We start from the raw sequence: 17,060 nt of genomic DNA, 5'->3' as shown, positions 1-17,060 counted from the left end.
CCGTGGTGGCTGTGGGTGGTCGGGCTCCGGTCCGGCAGGCGGCCCCGGGCCAGGGCCCGGGCGGTCAGTACGTGCGCAGACCCATGCTGCGGGCGATCCCGTTGCGCTGGATCTGGCTGGTTCCGCCCGAGATCGTGGCGACGATCGACTCCCGGTAGCGGAAGCTCATGACGCTCTCTGTGGAGAAGCCCTGCCCGGCGCACACCTGCATGCCCAGCCGCGCGGCGTTGACATAGGTCTCCGAGCCCTTCAGCTTGGCCATCGACCCCTCACGGGTGCACGGCTTGCCCTGTGCCAGGAGCCAGGCGGCCCGGTAGGCGAGCAGCCGCGCCGAGTCGATCTCGGTCTGCAGGTCGGCCATGGCGTGGGCCAGGGACTGGAAGGTGCCGATCGGACGGCCGAACGCCTGACGGTCCTGGGAGTACTTGAGCATCTCGTCCAACGTGGCCTGCGCGGCGCCCAGGTAGCCGCCGGTGATGATGACCTTCTCCAGTTCCAGGTTGGAGAGCATCACTTTCCATGCCTCGTCCTGCGGTCCCACCAGGTTCTCCTTCGGCACGACGACGTCCTTGAAGAAGACCTCGTTGGTGCCCAGGATGTGCCGGGCGAGCGTGGGCGTGCGTCTGATCTCGATGCCCTCGGTCTTGGGGTCGACCAGGAGCAGGCTGATCCCGCCGTGCTTGGGCTCACGCGGACCGGTGCGTACATAGGTCGCGATCGTGGTGTCCGGCAGACCGCCGCCGGTGCACCACGCCTTCTGCCCGTTCACCAGGTAGTGGTCTCCCCGGTCCTCGGCCTGCGTACGCAGCGCCGCCGCGTCCGATCCGGTGTCGGGCTCGCTCATCGCGACGGCAAGCCGGTGGCGGCCGGTCATGACCTGTTCACGGATGAAGACGCGCTGCGCCTCACTGCCCCACCGGAAGGTGGTGAGCCCCGGAATGAGCACGCCGATGTAGCACATGGCGATGTCGAAGCTCGCCCGGCCCAGTTCCTCAGCGATGAGGATCAGCTCCAGCGGGCTGCCGCCGTCACCGCCGTCCTCCTCGGCGAAGGGCAGCGAGAACCAGCCGAGCTCCGCCATGCCCTCGAACAGCTCGCGTGGGACGGCGTGCTGCTCGTCCCACTCCTTGGCGCGTTCGGGCGGGCAGACGTCGGCGACGAACTGACGTGCGGTAGCACGCAGCATCTCCTGTTCATCGGTCAGCGCGAAATCCATGATGCATCCACCTCAATCGTTTAGACAGATACTATATTTAGTTAGATTATTTTGTGAGATGGAGACGCACTGCGACAAGTCGGCATGCGACGCACGCGTCCGCCACACTTCCCGAGTCCCTCGGACGGCGAGCAACCAGCGAGTTTCAATGGCAGAGTTCCGTGCCGGTCCGCACTCCGTTCACAGCGGCTTCGGGTCCCTGGGAAGGCCGAGCACTTTCTCACCGATGATGTTGCGCTGGACCTCGCTCGCCCCGCCGTAGATGGTCTCGGCGAGCGAGATGAGCAAGGAGCGCTGGCGCACGTCCAGGCCGTAGCCGTCCGCGACGATCTGCCCGGCCGCGCCCTCGATCTGCATCGCCAGGTGGCCCATTCGCTGGTGGTTGGTCGAGGCGTACAGCTTGGCCGTCGTCGCCTGCGCTCCGGGGGTGCGTCCCTGCAGCAGCTCGGCGACCGTACGCAGGTTGGTGGTGCGCATGATCCGCACCGACATCCACGCGTCCAGGAGGGAACGGCGATGCATCGGGTCGGTGAGCGCACCACGCTCACGGGCCAGCTCCAGCAGCGCGTCCATCTCCCGCTCGTAGGCGAGCTGGGCCGGCAGCAGCGTGGCGCCGCGCTCGATGCCGAGCGTGCCCATAGCGGTGCGCCAGCCCTGGCCCACATCGCCGACGACCAGGTCGGCCCGGGTCCGGGCGTCGGTGAAGAAGACCTCGGTGAACTCGTCCTGCCCGGCCAGTGAACGGATGGGACGGATCTCGACACCGGGCTGATCGGTGGGGACCAGCAGCATGCTGAGGCCCTTGTGCCGCGTGGAGTCGGGGTCGGTCCGGCACAGGACGTACAGCCAGTCGGCCTGCATACCGAAGGTGGTCCACACCTTCTGGCCGTTGAGGACCCACTCGTCCCCGTCCAGCTCGGCACGGGTGCGTACGGACGCCAGGTCCGATCCCGCGCCGGGCTCGCTGAACCCCTGGCCCCACAGTTCCTCGACGGCCAGGATGCGGGGAATGAAGCGCTGCTTCTGCTCCTCGCTGCCCATCGCGATCAGCATGGGGCCGAGCAGGTCCAGAGCGTTGCCGGTGGCCCGGTACGGGGCCCCGGAGCGCGCGTACTCGTACTCGAAGACGATCTCCTCCAGCAGGCCCAGGCCGCGCCCGCCGTACTCGCGCGGCCAGCCGAGGCCCAGCCAGCCACCGGCCGACAGTTCCCGGTCCCAGGCGAGCCGGACCTCCCACGCCTCACCGTCGGTGGGGCCGCCCACGCCGCGGTGCTCGGCGAACTCACCCACCAGGTGCTCGGCCAGCCAGGTACGCACCTCGTCGCGGAAGTCCTCCACCTCCGCACCGAACTGCAGCTCCATCATCGTTCCCTCCTCACGTGCCGCACGGTCACAGTCCCAGCGCGGCGGCCAGGAGCTCGCGGTGGTGGGCGGGCGAGCCCAGCAGCACCTCGGTGCTCTTCGCCCGCTTGAAGTACAGGTGCGCCGGATGCTCCCAGGTGAAGCCGATGGCTCCGTGCACCTGGATACTGCCGGCCGCCACCCGGGTGAAGGTCTCCGAGCAGTAGACCTGGGCCAGCGCCGCGGCCACGCGGATCTCCTGTTCGTCGCCCGACTGGAGCGCCCACAGACCGCCGTATGCCGCCGAACGAGCCGATTCCAGCTCGGTGAGCAGGTCGGCGCACAGGTGCTTGATCCCCTGGAACGAGCCGATCGGGCGGCCGTACTGCACCCTGGCCTTGGCGTACTCGACCGCGGTCGCGAGTGTGCTCGCCGCGCTGCCGACCTGCTCGGCGGCCAGCAGGATCCCCGCCGTGGCGAGGGCGCGCTCGATGACGGGCCAGGCAGTGCCCGAGGACCCGATCAGCCGTGCGGGCGTGCCTTCGAACTCCAGCCGGGCCTGCTCGCGCGTCTGGTCCAGGGTCGGCAGCCGGGTCCTGGTGAGGCCGGGCGCGGTGGCGTCGACCGCGAAGAGGCTGACACCGTTCTGACCACGCGCGACGACCAGCAGCAGGTCGGCGAGGTGCCCGTCCGGCACGTACGTCTTGACTCCCGACAGCGTCCAGCCGTCGCCGGTGCGCGCGGCGGAGAGGCTGACCCCGTCCTCGGTCCAGAGCCCGCTCTCCTCGGTCAGCGCGAGGGTCGCGACCGTGGTCCCGGCGCAGATGCCCGGGAGGAGGTCCTTGGCGGCCAGTTCGTCACCGCTGCGCAGCAGCACCTCGGCCGCCAGGGCGACCGAGGAGAAGTACGGCGCGCACAGCAGGGCCCGTCCCATCTCCTCGAAGACGACGCCGAGTTCCGGGTAACCGAAGCCCGCACCGCCGTACTCCTCGGGGACGGCGAGTCCCTGGAGACCGAGCTCGCCGGCCATGCGGCGCCATACCTGGCGGTCGTAGCCCTCGGCGCCTTCGGAGATCCGGCGCACGTCGGTCTCGGCCGAGTGGGCCGCGAGGAACGAGCGCACGACCTTGCGCAGTTCCTCCTGCTCCTCGCTGAAGCTGAAGTCCATGGTCATCTTCCTTGTCTCGGCCGCGGTTACCGACCCTGGAACTCGGGCTCCCGGCGCTCGCGGAAGGCCTTCAGGCCCTCTTCGCGGTCGAGCGTGCTGAACAGCGCCGTCACGGTCTCGCGCTCGAAGGCGATCGCCGCGTTCAGGTCCATGGCGAGCCCGCGATCCACGAGCTGCTTGCCCGCGTCGAGGGCGCGCGGCGCGCCGGCCGCGAGACGCTCGGCGAGCTTCAGCGCCGCGTCCAGCGCGCCTTCTTTCTCGGCAAGCTCGTTGACCAGCCCGACCGCGTGGGCGCGCTCGGCCGTGATGGGCTCACCGGTGAGGATCATCTGCTTGGCGATCGCGGGCGGCGCGAGCCTGGGCAGGCGCTGAGTGCCGGCGGCTCCGGGCAGCACGCCGAGCTTGATCTCCGGCAGGCCCAGTCGGGCACCGGCCTCCGCGACCCTGAGGTCGCAGGCCAGGGAGAGTTCGAGCCCTCCACCGAAGGCGAATCCGTGGATGGCGGCGACCGACGGCTTCGGGTATGCCTCCAGCAGGCCGAACACATCGGTCAGGCGGTGGACGAAGGCCCGGAAGTCATAAGGACCGGCGCAGCCCTCGATCTCGTCCAGATCCGCTCCCGCCGAGAAGGCGCGCCCCGAACCGGTGATCACCAGTGCGCGTACGCCGGGTTCGTCGCGCAGGCGCAGCAGTTCCGACTCCAGCCCCTCCACCACCGGCGTGCCGATGGCGTTGAGCTTGTCGGGGCGGTTCAGGGTGAGGACGGCTACGCGGCCTCGTATGTCGGTGGTCAGTGCCTGGGTCATCGGGGCACTCCTCACTGCATCGTCAGGCCGCCGCTGACCGACAGCGTCTGGCCGGTCATGTAGGCGGCGCCGTCCGTCGCGAGGAAGGCCACGACCTCGGCGATGTCGGCGGGCACGGCGGCACGGCGGAGCGGGATCGCGCGGATCGCCGCGTCGTGCATCTTCTGGCTGTACTCGGCCACCTGCGCGAGCAATGCCGTTTCGGTCGGGCCGGGGCACACCGTGTTGACCGTGATGCCGTGCCGGGCGACCTCGCGGGCCAGTGCCTTGCCGAAGGCGATCACACCGCCCTTGGTGGCGGAGTAGACCACCTCACCGGAGGAGCCGACGCGGCCGGCGTCGGAGGCGATGTGGATGATCTTCCCGGAGCCACGGCTGATCATGTCGTCGAGCACCGCGCGGGTCACGGTGATGGTGCCGCGGAGGTTGACCGAGATGATCCGGTCCCATTCCTCCTCCGTGCTGTCCACGAACGACTTGATCACGTCCACGGCCGCGTTGTTGACCAGGATGTCGATCGGTCCGAGCTCCTTCGCGACGGCGCCCACCGCGGCCCGGACCGCTGTCCCGTCGGAGATGTCCGCTGCTACGCCGATGGTGCGGGCGCCGTGCCGACCGGCCACCTCGGCGGCACTCTTCTCGGCGGTGACGGCGTCCACGTCGCACACCGCGACGGCCGCCCCCCGGGCGGCGAGCGCGTCGGCGATCGACGCGCCGATCCCGCGTCCGGCGCCGGTCACCATCGCGACCTTGCCCTGCAGTTCCACGTCTCCTCCTGGTTCAACGTGCTCGTGACCGACCGAAGTCAACATACATCTAACTAATTAAGTTATCCACTCGATTTGGTGCTCGCCCCGCGCGGAACTCTCAACCCCTGCAGGCCGGCCCGAGAGCGGGTGAGACAACTCCTGAACGTCGCGGCCGACCCTTCGTCGGCCAAGAACGACTCGACACCCTCGGTCGAGTCCGGGCCGCCGCCGATCTGGTTGATCCGCGAGTCGAGCCGGTGCGCCACCATGCGGTGCGGCTCGCCTCAGTGGCCAAGACGAAGCCGAACCAGGCTGCGGCCTGGGCCGACGAATGTCCATCGGCAGGGTCTTCTGGCCCCCGCCTCCACCCCGGGGCCGCTGACCGCCCCGGTCACCGGCTTGGCGCAGGCGGACAGGCACAGGGCGATCCTGCCGCGATGTCCCGGTGACCGACGCCCGCGGAGCGGTGGTCGAAGGTGCCGCGCCGCCCACATCGGCGCCCGCACAGAACTCCCGCCCCGCGCCGGCGCCGGTGATGGACCACACCTCGCCCTCGCGGTCATCCTCGTCGAGCACGACAATGAGGTCGGTCATCATCCGGGACGTGAAGGCGTTCAGCCTGTCCGGACGATGGAGAGTGACGATCAGGAAAGCGGTCCGTCATGCCCGTGAGCAAGGTTTCGTACCCTCGCCCGAGCCGTCCCGTCCCACCCACGCCTCCACCAGGTCCGCCGACCCCACTTCCCCATATTCAGTTAGACCATTAAACTACGATTACCTTTAGCTGAGCAACCCTCGTGGAGTCGCGATGTACGATCTGTCCCCTGAGCTGGTGGTGACCGCCCGCGGACCGGTCCGGCTGGTGGAGCTGAACCGTCCCGACCAGTTGAACTCGACGAGTGAGAGCATGCACGCCGCGCTCGCCGAGGTGTGGGACCGTATCGCCGCCGACGACGACGCGCGGGCCGTCGTGCTCACCGGACGTGGCCGTGCCTTCAGCGCCGGCGGCAACTTCGAGGTGATGACCCGGGTCCAGCGCGACGAGGCCTTCCGGAACCAGAGCGTCGACGAGGCACGCCGGATCATCACCGGCATGCTGCGCTGCCCGCTGCCGGTCGTCGCGGCCGTCAACGGCCCCGCCGTCGGCCTGGGCTGCAGCCTGGCCCTGCTCAGCGACATCGTCCTCGTGGCGGAAGGCGCCCACTTGGCCGATCCGCACGTCCAGGTGGGACTGGTCGCCGGCGACGGCGGGGCGCTGATGCTGCCCCTGATCGTCGGACCCGCCCGTGCGAAGGAACTGCTCTTCCTGGGCAACAGGGTCAGCGCCGAGGACGCCGTCCGGCTGGGGCTGGCCAACCGGGTCGTCGCCCGGGACGAGGTCCTGGACGAGGCCATCAAGCTCGCGCAGCGCCTGGCTGAGCTCCCCTCCCAGGCGCTGCGCGACACCAAGCGCGCGGTGAACCTCCACATCGAACAGGCACTGTCGACGGTGATGGAGCCCGCCCTGCTCGCCGAGCGGGAAACCATGCACTCCCCCGAGCACGTGGCGATCGTCCAGAAGCTCCTGGCCAAGGACTGACCCGGCCCGTCCGGACCCCTGCCCGCATCAGCCGTCGGCACAGCGGCACACCGATTCTCATCAGGAGTGGAAATGGACTTCGCCTTCGACGAGGACCAGGAGGAACTGCGCCGGACGGTGCGCGCGTTCCTGGAGGCAACGGCCCCGGAAGCCGAGACGCGCCGCACCATGGAGACCGAGGCCGGCTACGACCAGGCTCTGTGGCGGCGGATGGGTTCCGAGCTCGGCCTGCAGGGCCTCGCCATACCGGAGGAGCACGGTGGTGCGGGCGCCGGGCCGGTCGAGGTCGGGCTGGTGATGGAGGAGATGGGGCGGGCCATGCTGTGCGCGCCGTACCTGGCTTCGGCGGTGCAGGCCACGACGGCGCTGCTGCACAGCGACGACGAGGAGGCACGGACGGAGCTCCTGCCCGCCCTGGCCGCCGGTGAGCAGGTCGCGACGCTGGCCCTGACCGAGGACTCGGCGCGATGGAACCGCGAGGGCGTCACGCTGACGGCCCGCGCCGGTGCGGACGGCGGCTGGCTGCTCGACGGCCACAAGACCTTCGTCCTCGACGGCGCCCAGGCCGATGTCGTCCTGACCGTCGCCCGGGCCACCGACGGGATCGGGATCTTCCTGGTGGCCGGTGACGCCCCCGGGCTCACGCGCACCACGCTGCCCACGCTCGACCTCACGCGACGCCAGGCCCGCCTCGAGTACCGGGACGTCCCGGCCCGGCGGTTGCGCACGCGGGGCGACGGATGGGAGCTGGTCGAGGTGGTGCTGCGGCACAGCGCCGTGGCACTGGCGGCCGAGCAGGTCGGGGTGGCCTCCCGGGCACTGGAGATGGCGGTCGAGTACGCGAAGGTCCGGCACCAGTTCGGCCGCGCGATCGGTTCCTTCCAGGCGGTCAAGCATCTGCTGGCCGACTCGCTGATGGAGGTCGAGTCCGCCCGGGCCGCGGCCTATGCCGCGCTGCTGTCCGCGCAGAACGGCGAGGGGGACCTGCCGATGGCGGCGAGCCTGGCCAAGTCGCTGTGCTCGGACGCCAGCGTGAAGGTCACCCAGGACAACATCCAGGTCCACGGCGGTATCGGGTTCACCTGGGAGCACCCCGCGCACCTGTACTTCAAGCGGGCGAAGACCTCGCAGCTCCTGCTGGGCGACTCCGCCTACCACCGCGAACTCCTCGCGCAGGCGATAGGCGTGTGAACCGCGGCTCAGGGAACAGGCCCGCCCGGGCACTGAAGAGAATTTTTCCAGCAAGACCGTTCAGCCATCACTGAGGTGTGAGGAGAGGGCTCCGTGGACATCAGCTACCCGCCCGAGGCCGAGGCGTTCCGCGAGGAGGTCAAGGACTTCCTCGCGGAGCAGCTTCCGGCCGACTGGCCCGGAATCGGAGCCCTGGACGAGGAGCCCGCCTGGGAGTTCTCCAGGAAATGGCGCGAACTGCTCGCCGAGCGGGGCTATCTGTCGGTCACCTGGCCGAGGGAGCACGGAGGCCGCGGCCTGTCGAAGCTGCACCAGGTCGTCCTCATGGAGGAGCTGGCCCAGGCCGGCGTCCCCTTCGGCATGCCGCATGACACGTTCGGCGTCAAGATGCTGGCGAACACGCTGCTGCGCTGGGGTTCCGAGGAGCAGAAGAAGCACTTCCTGCCTCGCATCCTGGCCGGTGAGGACGTCTGGTGCCAGGGGTACTCCGAGCCGGACGCCGGCTCCGACCTGGCCTCGCTGACCACCAGGGCCGAACTGGACGGCGACGAATGGGTGATCAACGGACAGAAGGTCTGGACTTCCGGCGCCCACCACAGCGACTGGATCTTCGTCCTGGCCCGTACGAACCAGGAGGCCCCCAAGCACGGCGGGATCTCGTTCCTCCTGGTCCCGCTGAACCAGCCCGGGGTGGAGGTGCGGCCGTTCCGGATGATGAGCGGGCAGCTGCACTTCAACGAGGTGTTCTTCACCGACGCCCGCACCCGTGCCGACCTCGTCGTCGGCGGCGTCGACAACGGCTGGACGGTGGCCCAGAGCCTGCTGGGCGTGGAGCGCGGCGAGGAGGCCGCCACCAACCCGATCCTGTTCAAGGCGGAGCTGGAACGTCTGATCGAGCTGGCCCGGATGTACGGCAAGGACCGTGATCCGGTGATCCGTCAGCGCATCGCCTGGTGCTGGGCGAAGGTGGAGACCATGCGCAATCTGGGTTACCGGATCCTGACCGGGTGGCTCAAGGGAGCGGCACCCGGACCCGAGTCGTCCATCGCCAAGCTGTACTGGAGCGAGTACCACCTCCAGGTCACCGACCTGGCCATGGACATCATGGGCATGCACGCCCAGGTGCCGGTGGGCCGCCCGCCGCTGCGGACCTTCCGTGCCGACGACCCCGGCGCGGCGAACTCCTCCGGTTCCTGGTCGACCACCTACCTGGTCGCCCGCTCGGGGACGATCTACGCCGGGACCTCCCAGGTGCAGCGCAACATCCTCGCCGAGAAGGTGCTCGGCCTGCCGCGCGAACCACGCGCGGCGCAGAAGTGAGCACATTTCCTCATGCCGACCGTTCCGCCCGAATTGGAGATGTCATGACCGCCCATTACGACGGGTTCAGCGCGCTGAAATTCGACCGTCCCGCCGCCGGCGTGCTGCGGATCACTCTCGACGCTCCCAACCTCAACGCCGTGGATCCGCAGATGCACCGCGAGCTGGCTGATGTGTGGCCGGTCATCGACCGCGACCAGGAGACACGCGCTGTTCTGGTCCAGGGGGCCGGCAAGGCGTTCTCCGCCGGAGGCACCTTCGACTCCATCGAGGCGATGACCGAGGACTACGCCGTACGTGTCCGCGTGATGCGCGAAGCCCGGGAGATGGTCTACGGCGTACTCGACTGCTCCAAGCCCGTGGTGTCCGCGATTCACGGCCCCGCGGTCGGAGCCGGGCTGGTGATCGGCATGATGGCCGACATCTCCGTCGTCGGCCGTACCGCGAAGATCGTCGACGGGCACACCCGGCTGGGTGTCGCCGCGGGCGATCACGCCGCCATCTGCTGGCCGCTGCTGTGCGGCATGGCCAAGGCCAAGTACTACCTGCTGACCTGCGAGACGCTCACGGGTGAGGAGGCCGAGCGGATCGGACTCGTCTCCAAGTGCGTCGACGACGGCCAGGTGCACGAGGAGGCCCTGCGCGTGGCCACCAACCTCGCCGCGGGTTCGGTCAGCGCCATCAGCTGGACCAAGCGCTCCCTCAACCACTGGTACCGCTCCGCCGCCCCGATCTTCGAGGCCTCCCTCGGCCTGGAGTTCCTCGGCTTCGGCGGTCCGGAGGTCCAGGAGGGCGTGGGCTCGCACCGGGAGAAGCGGCGCCCGGACTTCGAGACGGTCGCCACCAAGAACCCGCTGGAGCTCTGACGGCGCCGGCACCCGAACCGCCTCGTCCGACCTGGGCCCCGAATCCCGCTTCGGGCGACCGCGTCCCGCTCGGGCACCGTCCCGACGAGGTACCGAAGTGCGCTCCACACGGGCTGCGCCGAGGCGGTTACTGACCGATCCCATCACATCTGATGAAACAAAAGAGCTAACTAATTTACATATCTATATCCTTTCAGTACTTTGCGCAGAGGATGACATCGCCGGGCGCCGCCCGGAGCGAAGGAGTCGTCGATGACGAACACCAAGACCATTCCGGTCGCCGAGGACCTGTTCACCTGGCCCTCTGACGATCCGAGGCTCATCGGCTCACAGTGTGCCGACTGCGGCCTTGTCGCCTTTCCGGCGGCCGACTTGTGCGCGCGCTGCGGCAGTGGCAAGACCGACCGCCGGACGCTGGCGAACGAGGGCACCCTGTGGACGTTCACCACCCAGGGGTTCCGCCCGCCGACCCCGCCCTACAACGGCAACGACACGGCGGAGACGTTCCAGCCGTACACCGTCGGCTACGTGGAGCTTGCGGACGGCCTGCTGGTGGAGGCACGGCTGACCGAGCCCGACCCCGAGGCCCTGACCATCGGGCAGCGGATGCGCATGGTGGTGCTCCCCTACAGCGTCGCCGACGACGGCACGCAGATCCTGACGTTCGCGTTCGCGCCGGCCGGCGCCGTCGCTGAGGAGGCATGATGGAAGCGGTCATCATCGGCGTGGGCCTGCACCCCTTCGGGCGTTTCCCCGGCAAGTCGGCGATCGACATGGGTGCCGAGGCCGTCCGGCTCGCGCTCGCGGACGCGGGCGTGACCTGGCCCCAGGTCCAGGGTGGATACGTCGGCAGCCTGGAGGTCTCCAACCCGGACGCCATCGTGGACCGGCTCGGTCTGACGGGCATTCCGCTGCGCGGAGTGTTCAACGGCTGCGCGACCGCCGGTACCGCGGTCTCGCTGGCCGCCAGGGCCATCGAGACGGGGGAACACGATCTGACCATCGCCATCGGCATGGACAAGCACCCGCGCGGCGCGTTCGCGGCGGACCCCTCGGTGGCGGGCCTGCCCGACTGGTACGCACAGACCGGCATGATGCTCACGACGCACTTCTTCGGCATGAAGATCAACCGCTACATGCACGACCACGGCATCACAGAACGGACGCTGGCCCGGGTCGCGGCCAAGAACTTCCGCAACGCCTCCGGCAACGAGAAGGCGTGGCGACGCCAGGCGCTGACCGAGGAGGAGATCCTCGCCTCACCGGTCCTCAACTACCCCCTGCGCCAGTTCATGTACTGCGGTCCGGACGAAGGCGCGGCCGCCGTCGTGCTGTGCCGTGCCGACCAGGCGCACAAGTACACCTCCACTCCCGTACGGGTCCGGGCGAGCGTCCTGCGCAGCCGCAGGCTCGGGGCCTTCGAGGTGCAGAGCCTCGCGGTGCCCACCGTGGAGAACGCGCCGAGCCCCACCGTCGACGCTTCCCTGGCCGCGTACGAGGCCGCCGGGATCGGCCCGGAGGACGTCCAGATCGCCCAGCTCCAGGACACTGACGCCGGCTCGGAGATCATCCACATGGCCGAGAACGGGCTGTGCAAGGACGGCGAGCAGGAGCGCCTCATCGCCGAAGGGGCGACCGAACCCGGTGGCCGGCTGCCCGTCAACACCGACGGCGGACTGATCGGCAACGGTGAGCCCATCGGCGCGTCCGGGCTCCGTCAGATCCACGAGGTCGTGCACCAGCTGCGCGGCACCGCGGGCGCACGGCAGGTCCCCGGCTCACCCCGGGTCGGCTACACCCACCTCTACGGGATGCCCGGCGTTTCCGCCGTCACCATCCTGTCCACCTGACCTGCCCGCACGCGGTAGACGAGACCTCCAAGGAGCGATATCGATGGCCCACGACACGGAGGGCGGCGTCGGCGACCTGTCGGCGTTCACGGCCGAGGTCCGCGCCTTCCTCGACGCCCACGCGCCGACTGCCAGGGGCGAGGACGAAGGAAGCGGCTTCGTCTGGGGTGCGGGTGACGACCGGATGGCGTACTTCAGCTCGGACACGCCCGAGGTGGAGAAGCAGAAGATCCAGCAGGCCCGCGACTGGCAGCGCACCCGCTACGAGAACGGCTTCGGCTGGATCAGCGGTCCCGAGGAGTACGGGGGCCGGGGGCTCTCCCCGACCCACGAGATGGTCTACAACGCCATCGAGTCGGAGTACGACGTACCGGACACCGGTGTCCTCAGCGTCGTCGGCCTCGGCATGATCGGGCCGACGATCCTGGCGCACGCCCAGCCGCACATCAAGGACCGCTGGCTGCCCGAGATGTACCGGGGAGACGCCATCGCCTGCCAGCTGTTCAGCGAGCCCGAGGCGGGCTCCGACCTGGCAAGCGTGCGCACCCGTGCGGTACGGGACGGATCCACGTGGATCCTCGACGGCCAGAAGGTGTGGACCTCGGTGGCCCATCACAGCCGGATCGGCGTGGCCCTGACCCGCACCAATCCCGATGCCCCCAAGCACAAGGGCATCACCGCGTTCCTGGTCGACATGACCCTTCCCGGAGTCGAGGTGCGCCCGCTGCGCCAGATGTCCGGCGGCGCCGACTTCAACGAGGTGTTCCTCAACGAGGTGCGGGTGCCGGACGATCACCGGCTCGGCGAGGTCGACGGCGGCTGGACGGTGGCGCTCACCACGCTCATGAACGAGCGCGCCACCGTCGGCGGCGACGACGGAGGACCGGCCGCCGCCGCGCTGTCGCCGCAGCGGCTGGCGGCGGTGCTGCGGGCCTCGGGAACCGTGGACGACGGCGCGGTCCGGTCCCGGCTGGCCGAGCTGCTGGCGGACGTGATGGCCACCGAACACCTCAACTCGCGGGCGAAACGAGGGATGCGCGCCGGCGTGGCCCCCGGCCCGGAGATGTCGGTGTCCAAGCTGATGTACGGCCAGAACCTCACCCGGGCCGCGCATCTCGTCACCGATGTGTTCGGGCCGCGCGCGATCGCCGACTCCGGTGACTGGGGCACCTACGCGTGGTCGGAGCTGCTGCTGGCCACGCCCGCCCTGCGCATCCTCGGAGGAACCGAAGAGATCATGAAGAACATCCTCGCCGAGCGTGTGCTCGGTCTTCCCAAGGAACCGGGCATCGACACCAAGTCCCCGTTCCGTGAGCTGCGCCGTTCCGGCACGGGGAAGGACAAGGCATGAGCGACGTCGTGGAACTCTCCGACGCGGAGCTGGACGAACTGCGCTCCACCGTGCGCTCCTTCCTCGAGTCCAAGTCACCCGAGGACGCGGTCCGCAAGGTGATGGAGAGCGAATCCCGCTACGACCCCCAGGTCTGGGCCCAGATGGCGGACCAGCTCCGCCTGCCGGGGCTCGCGATCCCGGAGGCGTACGGCGGCGACGGCTTCGGCCAGGCCGCCCTCGGCGTGGTGCTGGAGGAGATGGGTCGCGCGCTGGCCTGCTCGCCGTTCTTCGCGACCGTGGTGCTCGGCGCGCAGGCGCTGCTGGCCTCGGGCGACACCGACGCGTGCGCCCGCCACCTTCCGGGGATCGCGGCGGGGACGACGACGGCCGCGCTCGCGGTCGCCGAGCGGACCGGCGCCTGGGATCCGGAGGAGATCACCACCAGGGCCGTCCGTCGCGGCGAGGACGGCTCCGGCGAGTGGGAGCTGACCGGCACCAAGTCCTTCGTCATCGACGGCGCGTCGGCCGACCTGCTGCTGGTGATGGCGCGCACGACGGCCGGGCCGTCCCTCTTCACGGTCGACCGCGGGGCGCCGGATCTCACGGCGGAGCCGATGGAGACGCTGGACGCGACCAGGGCCATGGCCCGGCTTCGTCTGGACGGCACTCCCGCCACACTGGTGGGCACCGAAGGCGCGGGAGGCCCGCTGCTGGCGCGCGTCCTCGACCTGACGGCCGTGGGACTGGCCGCCGAGCAGGCCGGCGGCGCGGCGCGGTGCCTCGAAAGCAGCACGGAATACGCCGGCACGCGGGTCCAGTTCGGCCGCCCGATCGGCAGCTTCCAGGCGGTCAAGCACAAGTGCGCGGACATCCTGGTCCAGGTGGAACTCGCTCAGGCCGCCGCACGGGAGTCGGCGCGGCTCGCCGACCTGGGGGACGACGGCTTCCCGGTCGCGGCCGCCGCCGCCCACATGACGTGTTCCCGCGCGTACATGTTCGCCGCGTCGGAGAACATCCAGGTGCACGGAGGCATCGGCTTCACGTGGGAGCACTTCGCGCACCTGTACTTCCGCCGGGCCAAGTCGTCGCAGCTGCTGCTCGGAGGGCCGTCCGCGTCCCGCGAGCGTCTGCTGGAACGGCTTGGGATCTGACCCCCGTGTCCGGGCCCGTCCGTCGTCGCAGGACGGGCCCGGACCAGCCCGTGCAGGACGCAGCGCTGAAGGCGCAGACGTACGGCTCCTGCGGCGTCCGCCGACGCCGAAGGAGCCGTGTTCGCGTAGGTCGGTCAGGCTACTGAGACACGCTGTCCCGCAGCACCTGACGCAGGACCTTACCGTTGGCGTTGCGCGGCAGTTCGGTGACGATGTGCCAGTGTGCGGGCACTTTGAAGCCGGACAGCTCGGCGCGGACGTAGGTTCGCAACCGCTCGGACTCTGGCGGTGCGCTCGGGTCCGCCGGGACGACGAAGGCGGCGACCGTCTGGCCGAGTCGGTCGTCCGGCACGCCGACCACCGCCGCGTCGGCCACTTCGGGATGCGTGGCGAGAAGCGTCTCCACCTCCTGCGGGTGGACGTTCTCACCGCCGCGGATGATCATGTCGCTCTGGCGACCGGACAGGTACACGTAGCCGTCCGGGGCGATTCTGCCCAGGTCGCCGCTGTGCAGCCAGCCCTCGGTATCCACCTGGAACAGATGGTCCCCCCGGGCGTGCACCTCACCCACTCCGTCGGCGCCGGGCCGGTCGATGCGCAGTTCGACGCCAGGAGCGGCACGGCCGACCGAGCGCAGCAGTTCTTCCTGCCCGGCCACCGCCGCACGATGGTCCTCGGGTGTGAGTACCGAGATCGGTGAGCCCTCGGTCTGTCCGAACATGTTGAGCATGCGGACCCCGGGCACCGCGGCGTACGTCGCCCGCAGGGTTTCCGGCCGGATGGGGGCGCCACCGTACTGCAGAACCCGCCAGCGAGCGGGGCCGAGCTGACCGGCGGCCAGGAGCTTCTCCAGCATGGAGGGCACCACGGTGGTGTGCGTGACGCCCCTCGCGCACAGAAGACGCCAGCCCTCGACGGTGAACTTCGGGATCCCCGTCATGCGGGCGCCGGCGCCCAGCGCGACCGCGACGTTCCCCAGGCCTGAGATGTGATGGAAAGGAGCGCTCCCCCCGTAGACGCTGTCCGGATCGATGTCACAGAGAGCGCCGTTGACCCTCGCTCGGGCTGCCAGACGCCACTGAGGCAGGGTCACGGCCTTGGGCACGCCCGTGGTGCCGGAGGTGTGCAGCACGACCGCGGTGTCCTGCGGGCCGGCGGACAGCGGCCGCTCCCCCGGCTCGAACGACGGGACGGGCACCGGCCGACGGCCGGTCCGATGAGCCACCTCGCGTCCCAGCGCGGAGAACTCCGGCTGGGCGACCACCACCGGGGATGTGAGTCCACGGACCACGCCGGCGATCTCGCTCCCCGTCATCCGCACCCCGAGGGGGGCGATCGGATGGCCGGCGCCCGCGCCGCCGATCACCAGCGCGAGGGCCTCGGGCGACGACGCGACCAGGGCGGGGACAGCCGCCCCCTCGGGCAGGTCGAGCGAGTCCAGCCAAGCGGCGGCGCCCGCGGCGCGATCCAGCAGTTCGCGACCGCTCCAGCTCACGTCACCGAACACAGCGGCGGGCCGGTCATGATCGTAAGCCGCGGTCACCATCTCCGACCAGGTGGCCTCGCGCGGGCTCACCGCCGGCGCCGCGCGTTCAGCTTCGATCAACGCCTTCCTCCGGCACAGAGGCAGGTGCGAGTCTGTGGGAGCTGCGGTGCAGCCCCTCCTGGACCACCGTCGCGACAAGGCGTCCGCTTCGGTCACTGATGCGCGTGTGGCCCAGAGCCCGGCCTCCACCGCTGTTCAGCGGATCGGTCTCCATCAGCAGCCACTCGTCCACCCGCGCGGGCCGGTGGAACCAGACCGTGTGGTCCAGGCTGACGCCGTGGACGTCGTGCGGCAGCGCCGAGCCCGGCGGGCGGGCGTCCATGACGACCCCGAGATCGGAGATGAAGGTCAGCGCGGCGATCTGCCACAGCGGATCGTCGGGGGTGGCTCGGCGATGGCGCAACCAGAACGGATGCAGGGGGACGAACCCGTCGGAGCGAGGAGTGGCGAAGTGCCGCACCTCGAAGGGCCACCCCACGTCCATCAACTGCTGGGTCGGCCGCGTCCGGACCACCGTGCCGGGCTCGGACCGGCGCACCTCCGCGTGCCAGTCGTCCCCGGCTTCGGAGCTGTGCAGAGAAGTGGTCATGCTGAAGATGGTCCGCCCTCCCTGGTGCACGTCCACCTCGCGGACGGCGAAGGAACGACCATCGCGCACGCGGCGTACGTCGATGTCCAGGAAGGGGTGATCTGTCGCTGTCCGCAGGAAGTAGGCATGCAGCGAGTGCGGAAGCTGCCCGGGCCCGCCGGTCTGACCGGCGGCGAGAACAGCCAGGGCGGCGACGAGACCGCCGTACAGCGTTCCGTGCGTGGTCAGCGTCTTCGGCGCCCGGAAGGTGTCCGGCCCGGTGCGCTCCAGCGTCAGCAAGGCCCGCAGGTCCTGCCACACTCCGTCCTCCCGCTCAGGCCTCTTGTCGGTGCTCACGGGTGATACCGAAGGACCG

At 69.9% G+C, this 17,060-nt stretch carries 16 protein-coding genes; 8 read left to right on the top strand and 8 right to left on the bottom strand.

Going from position 1 to position 17,060, the window contains the following annotated elements; all coding sequences use genetic code 11:
* Positions 1-64 precede the first annotated feature (64 nt).
* From MKW14_RS27855 to MKW14_RS41610, 6 genes are all read right to left on the bottom strand, one after another.
* Positions 65-1,216: an acyl-CoA dehydrogenase family protein gene (locus tag MKW14_RS27855; protein WP_240866743.1), complete on the bottom strand. Its 1,152-nt coding sequence runs from the start codon at positions 1,214-1,216 to the stop codon at positions 65-67.
* A gap of 180 nt (positions 1,217-1,396) precedes the next feature.
* Complete coding sequence (locus MKW14_RS27850; RefSeq protein ID WP_240866910.1) at positions 1,397-2,578, bottom strand: acyl-CoA dehydrogenase family protein; 1,182 nt, start codon at positions 2,576-2,578, stop codon at positions 1,397-1,399.
* 28 nt (positions 2,579-2,606) lie between these two features.
* Positions 2,607-3,725 carry an acyl-CoA dehydrogenase family protein gene (locus tag MKW14_RS27845; RefSeq protein ID WP_240866740.1) on the bottom strand — a complete coding sequence of 373 codons (1,119 nt, stop codon included), beginning with the start codon at positions 3,723-3,725 and terminating at the stop codon, positions 2,607-2,609.
* Positions 3,726-3,751: 26 nt separating this feature from the next.
* Complete coding sequence (locus MKW14_RS27840; RefSeq protein WP_240866737.1) at positions 3,752-4,531, bottom strand: enoyl-CoA hydratase/isomerase family protein; 780 nt, start codon at positions 4,529-4,531, stop codon at positions 3,752-3,754.
* Between the two features lie 11 nt (positions 4,532-4,542).
* Positions 4,543-5,298, bottom strand: coding sequence for an SDR family NAD(P)-dependent oxidoreductase (locus MKW14_RS27835; RefSeq protein ID WP_240866734.1), 756 nt, complete (start codon positions 5,296-5,298; stop codon positions 4,543-4,545).
* Between the two features lie 57 nt (positions 5,299-5,355).
* Positions 5,356-5,925: an enoyl-CoA hydratase/isomerase family protein gene (locus MKW14_RS41610; protein WP_374116606.1), complete on the bottom strand. Its 570-nt coding sequence runs from the start codon at positions 5,923-5,925 to the stop codon at positions 5,356-5,358.
* 163 nt (positions 5,926-6,088) lie between these two features.
* Here MKW14_RS41610 and MKW14_RS27830 point away from each other — a divergent pair, with 163 nt between their 5' ends.
* From MKW14_RS27830 to MKW14_RS27795, 8 genes are all read left to right on the top strand, one after another.
* Complete coding sequence (locus MKW14_RS27830; protein WP_240866732.1) at positions 6,089-6,859, top strand: enoyl-CoA hydratase/isomerase family protein; 771 nt, start codon at positions 6,089-6,091, stop codon at positions 6,857-6,859.
* Between the two features lie 72 nt (positions 6,860-6,931).
* Positions 6,932-8,050, top strand: coding sequence for an acyl-CoA dehydrogenase family protein (locus MKW14_RS27825; RefSeq protein WP_240866730.1), 1,119 nt, complete (start codon positions 6,932-6,934; stop codon positions 8,048-8,050).
* Between the two features lie 93 nt (positions 8,051-8,143).
* Complete coding sequence (locus tag MKW14_RS27820; RefSeq protein ID WP_240866727.1) at positions 8,144-9,370, top strand: acyl-CoA dehydrogenase family protein; 1,227 nt, start codon at positions 8,144-8,146, stop codon at positions 9,368-9,370.
* A 44-nt stretch (positions 9,371-9,414) separates the two neighbouring features.
* Positions 9,415-10,236, top strand: coding sequence for an enoyl-CoA hydratase/isomerase family protein (locus MKW14_RS27815; protein ID WP_240866725.1), 822 nt, complete (start codon positions 9,415-9,417; stop codon positions 10,234-10,236).
* 252 nt (positions 10,237-10,488) lie between these two features.
* The gene (locus MKW14_RS27810; protein ID WP_240866722.1) at positions 10,489-10,941 is read left to right on the top strand and encodes a Zn-ribbon domain-containing OB-fold protein; all 453 of its coding nucleotides are present in this window, start codon (positions 10,489-10,491) and stop codon (positions 10,939-10,941) included.
* On the top strand, positions 10,938-12,086 hold the full coding sequence (locus tag MKW14_RS27805) for a thiolase family protein (protein WP_240866720.1): 1,149 nt from the start codon (positions 10,938-10,940) through the stop codon (positions 12,084-12,086). Before MKW14_RS27810 ends, MKW14_RS27805 begins: the two co-directional genes overlap by 4 nt.
* Positions 12,087-12,129: 43 nt before the next feature.
* Positions 12,130-13,437, top strand: a complete 1,308-nt coding sequence (locus tag MKW14_RS27800) for an acyl-CoA dehydrogenase family protein (protein ID WP_240866718.1) — start codon at positions 12,130-12,132, stop codon at positions 13,435-13,437.
* Positions 13,434-14,570 carry an acyl-CoA dehydrogenase family protein gene (locus tag MKW14_RS27795; RefSeq protein WP_276621962.1) on the top strand — a complete coding sequence of 379 codons (1,137 nt, stop codon included), beginning with the start codon at positions 13,434-13,436 and terminating at the stop codon, positions 14,568-14,570. The genes MKW14_RS27800 and MKW14_RS27795 overlap by 4 nt, the downstream gene beginning before the upstream one ends.
* Positions 14,571-14,709: 139 nt before the next feature.
* On the opposite strand, the gene MKW14_RS27790 is transcribed toward MKW14_RS27795, so the two are convergent.
* Both MKW14_RS27790 and MKW14_RS27785 read right to left on the bottom strand, forming a co-directional pair.
* On the bottom strand, positions 14,710-16,176 hold the full coding sequence (locus tag MKW14_RS27790; protein WP_240866716.1) for a class I adenylate-forming enzyme family protein: 1,467 nt from the start codon (positions 16,174-16,176) through the stop codon (positions 14,710-14,712).
* Entirely contained in the window at positions 16,163-17,041 is an 879-nt protein-coding gene (locus MKW14_RS27785) for an acyl-CoA thioesterase (protein WP_240866714.1), read from the bottom strand. Before MKW14_RS27785 ends, MKW14_RS27790 begins: the two co-directional genes overlap by 14 nt.
* Positions 17,042-17,060: the final 19 nt, after the last annotated feature.

It is taken from the genome of Streptomyces gilvus (genome assembly GCF_022513565.1).
Classification (GTDB): Bacteria; Actinomycetota; Actinomycetes; order Streptomycetales; family Streptomycetaceae; genus Streptomyces; species Streptomyces gilvus.
This window is presented reverse-complemented; position numbering and strand designations above follow the sequence as displayed.

Coding starts and splice junctions, on each gene's coding strand:
- MKW14_RS27855 (WP_240866743.1), bottom strand. CDS start 1,216: ATGGATTTCGCGCTGACCGATGAACAGGAGATGCTGCGTGCTACCGCA.
- MKW14_RS27850 (WP_240866910.1), bottom strand. CDS start 2,578: ATGGAGCTGCAGTTCGGTGCGGAGGTGGAGGACTTCCGCGACGAGGTG.
- MKW14_RS27845 (WP_240866740.1), bottom strand. CDS start 3,725: ATGGACTTCAGCTTCAGCGAGGAGCAGGAGGAACTGCGCAAGGTCGTG.
- MKW14_RS27840 (WP_240866737.1), bottom strand. CDS start 4,531: ATGACCCAGGCACTGACCACCGACATACGAGGCCGCGTAGCCGTCCTC.
- MKW14_RS27830 (WP_240866732.1), top strand. CDS start 6,089: ATGTACGATCTGTCCCCTGAGCTGGTGGTGACCGCCCGCGGACCGGTC.
- MKW14_RS27825 (WP_240866730.1), top strand. CDS start 6,932: ATGGACTTCGCCTTCGACGAGGACCAGGAGGAACTGCGCCGGACGGTG.
- MKW14_RS27815 (WP_240866725.1), top strand. CDS start 9,415: ATGACCGCCCATTACGACGGGTTCAGCGCGCTGAAATTCGACCGTCCC.
- MKW14_RS27810 (WP_240866722.1), top strand. CDS start 10,489: ATGACGAACACCAAGACCATTCCGGTCGCCGAGGACCTGTTCACCTGG.
- MKW14_RS27805 (WP_240866720.1), top strand. CDS start 10,938: ATGATGGAAGCGGTCATCATCGGCGTGGGCCTGCACCCCTTCGGGCGT.
- MKW14_RS27800 (WP_240866718.1), top strand. CDS start 12,130: ATGGCCCACGACACGGAGGGCGGCGTCGGCGACCTGTCGGCGTTCACG.
- MKW14_RS27795 (WP_276621962.1), top strand. CDS start 13,434: ATGAGCGACGTCGTGGAACTCTCCGACGCGGAGCTGGACGAACTGCGC.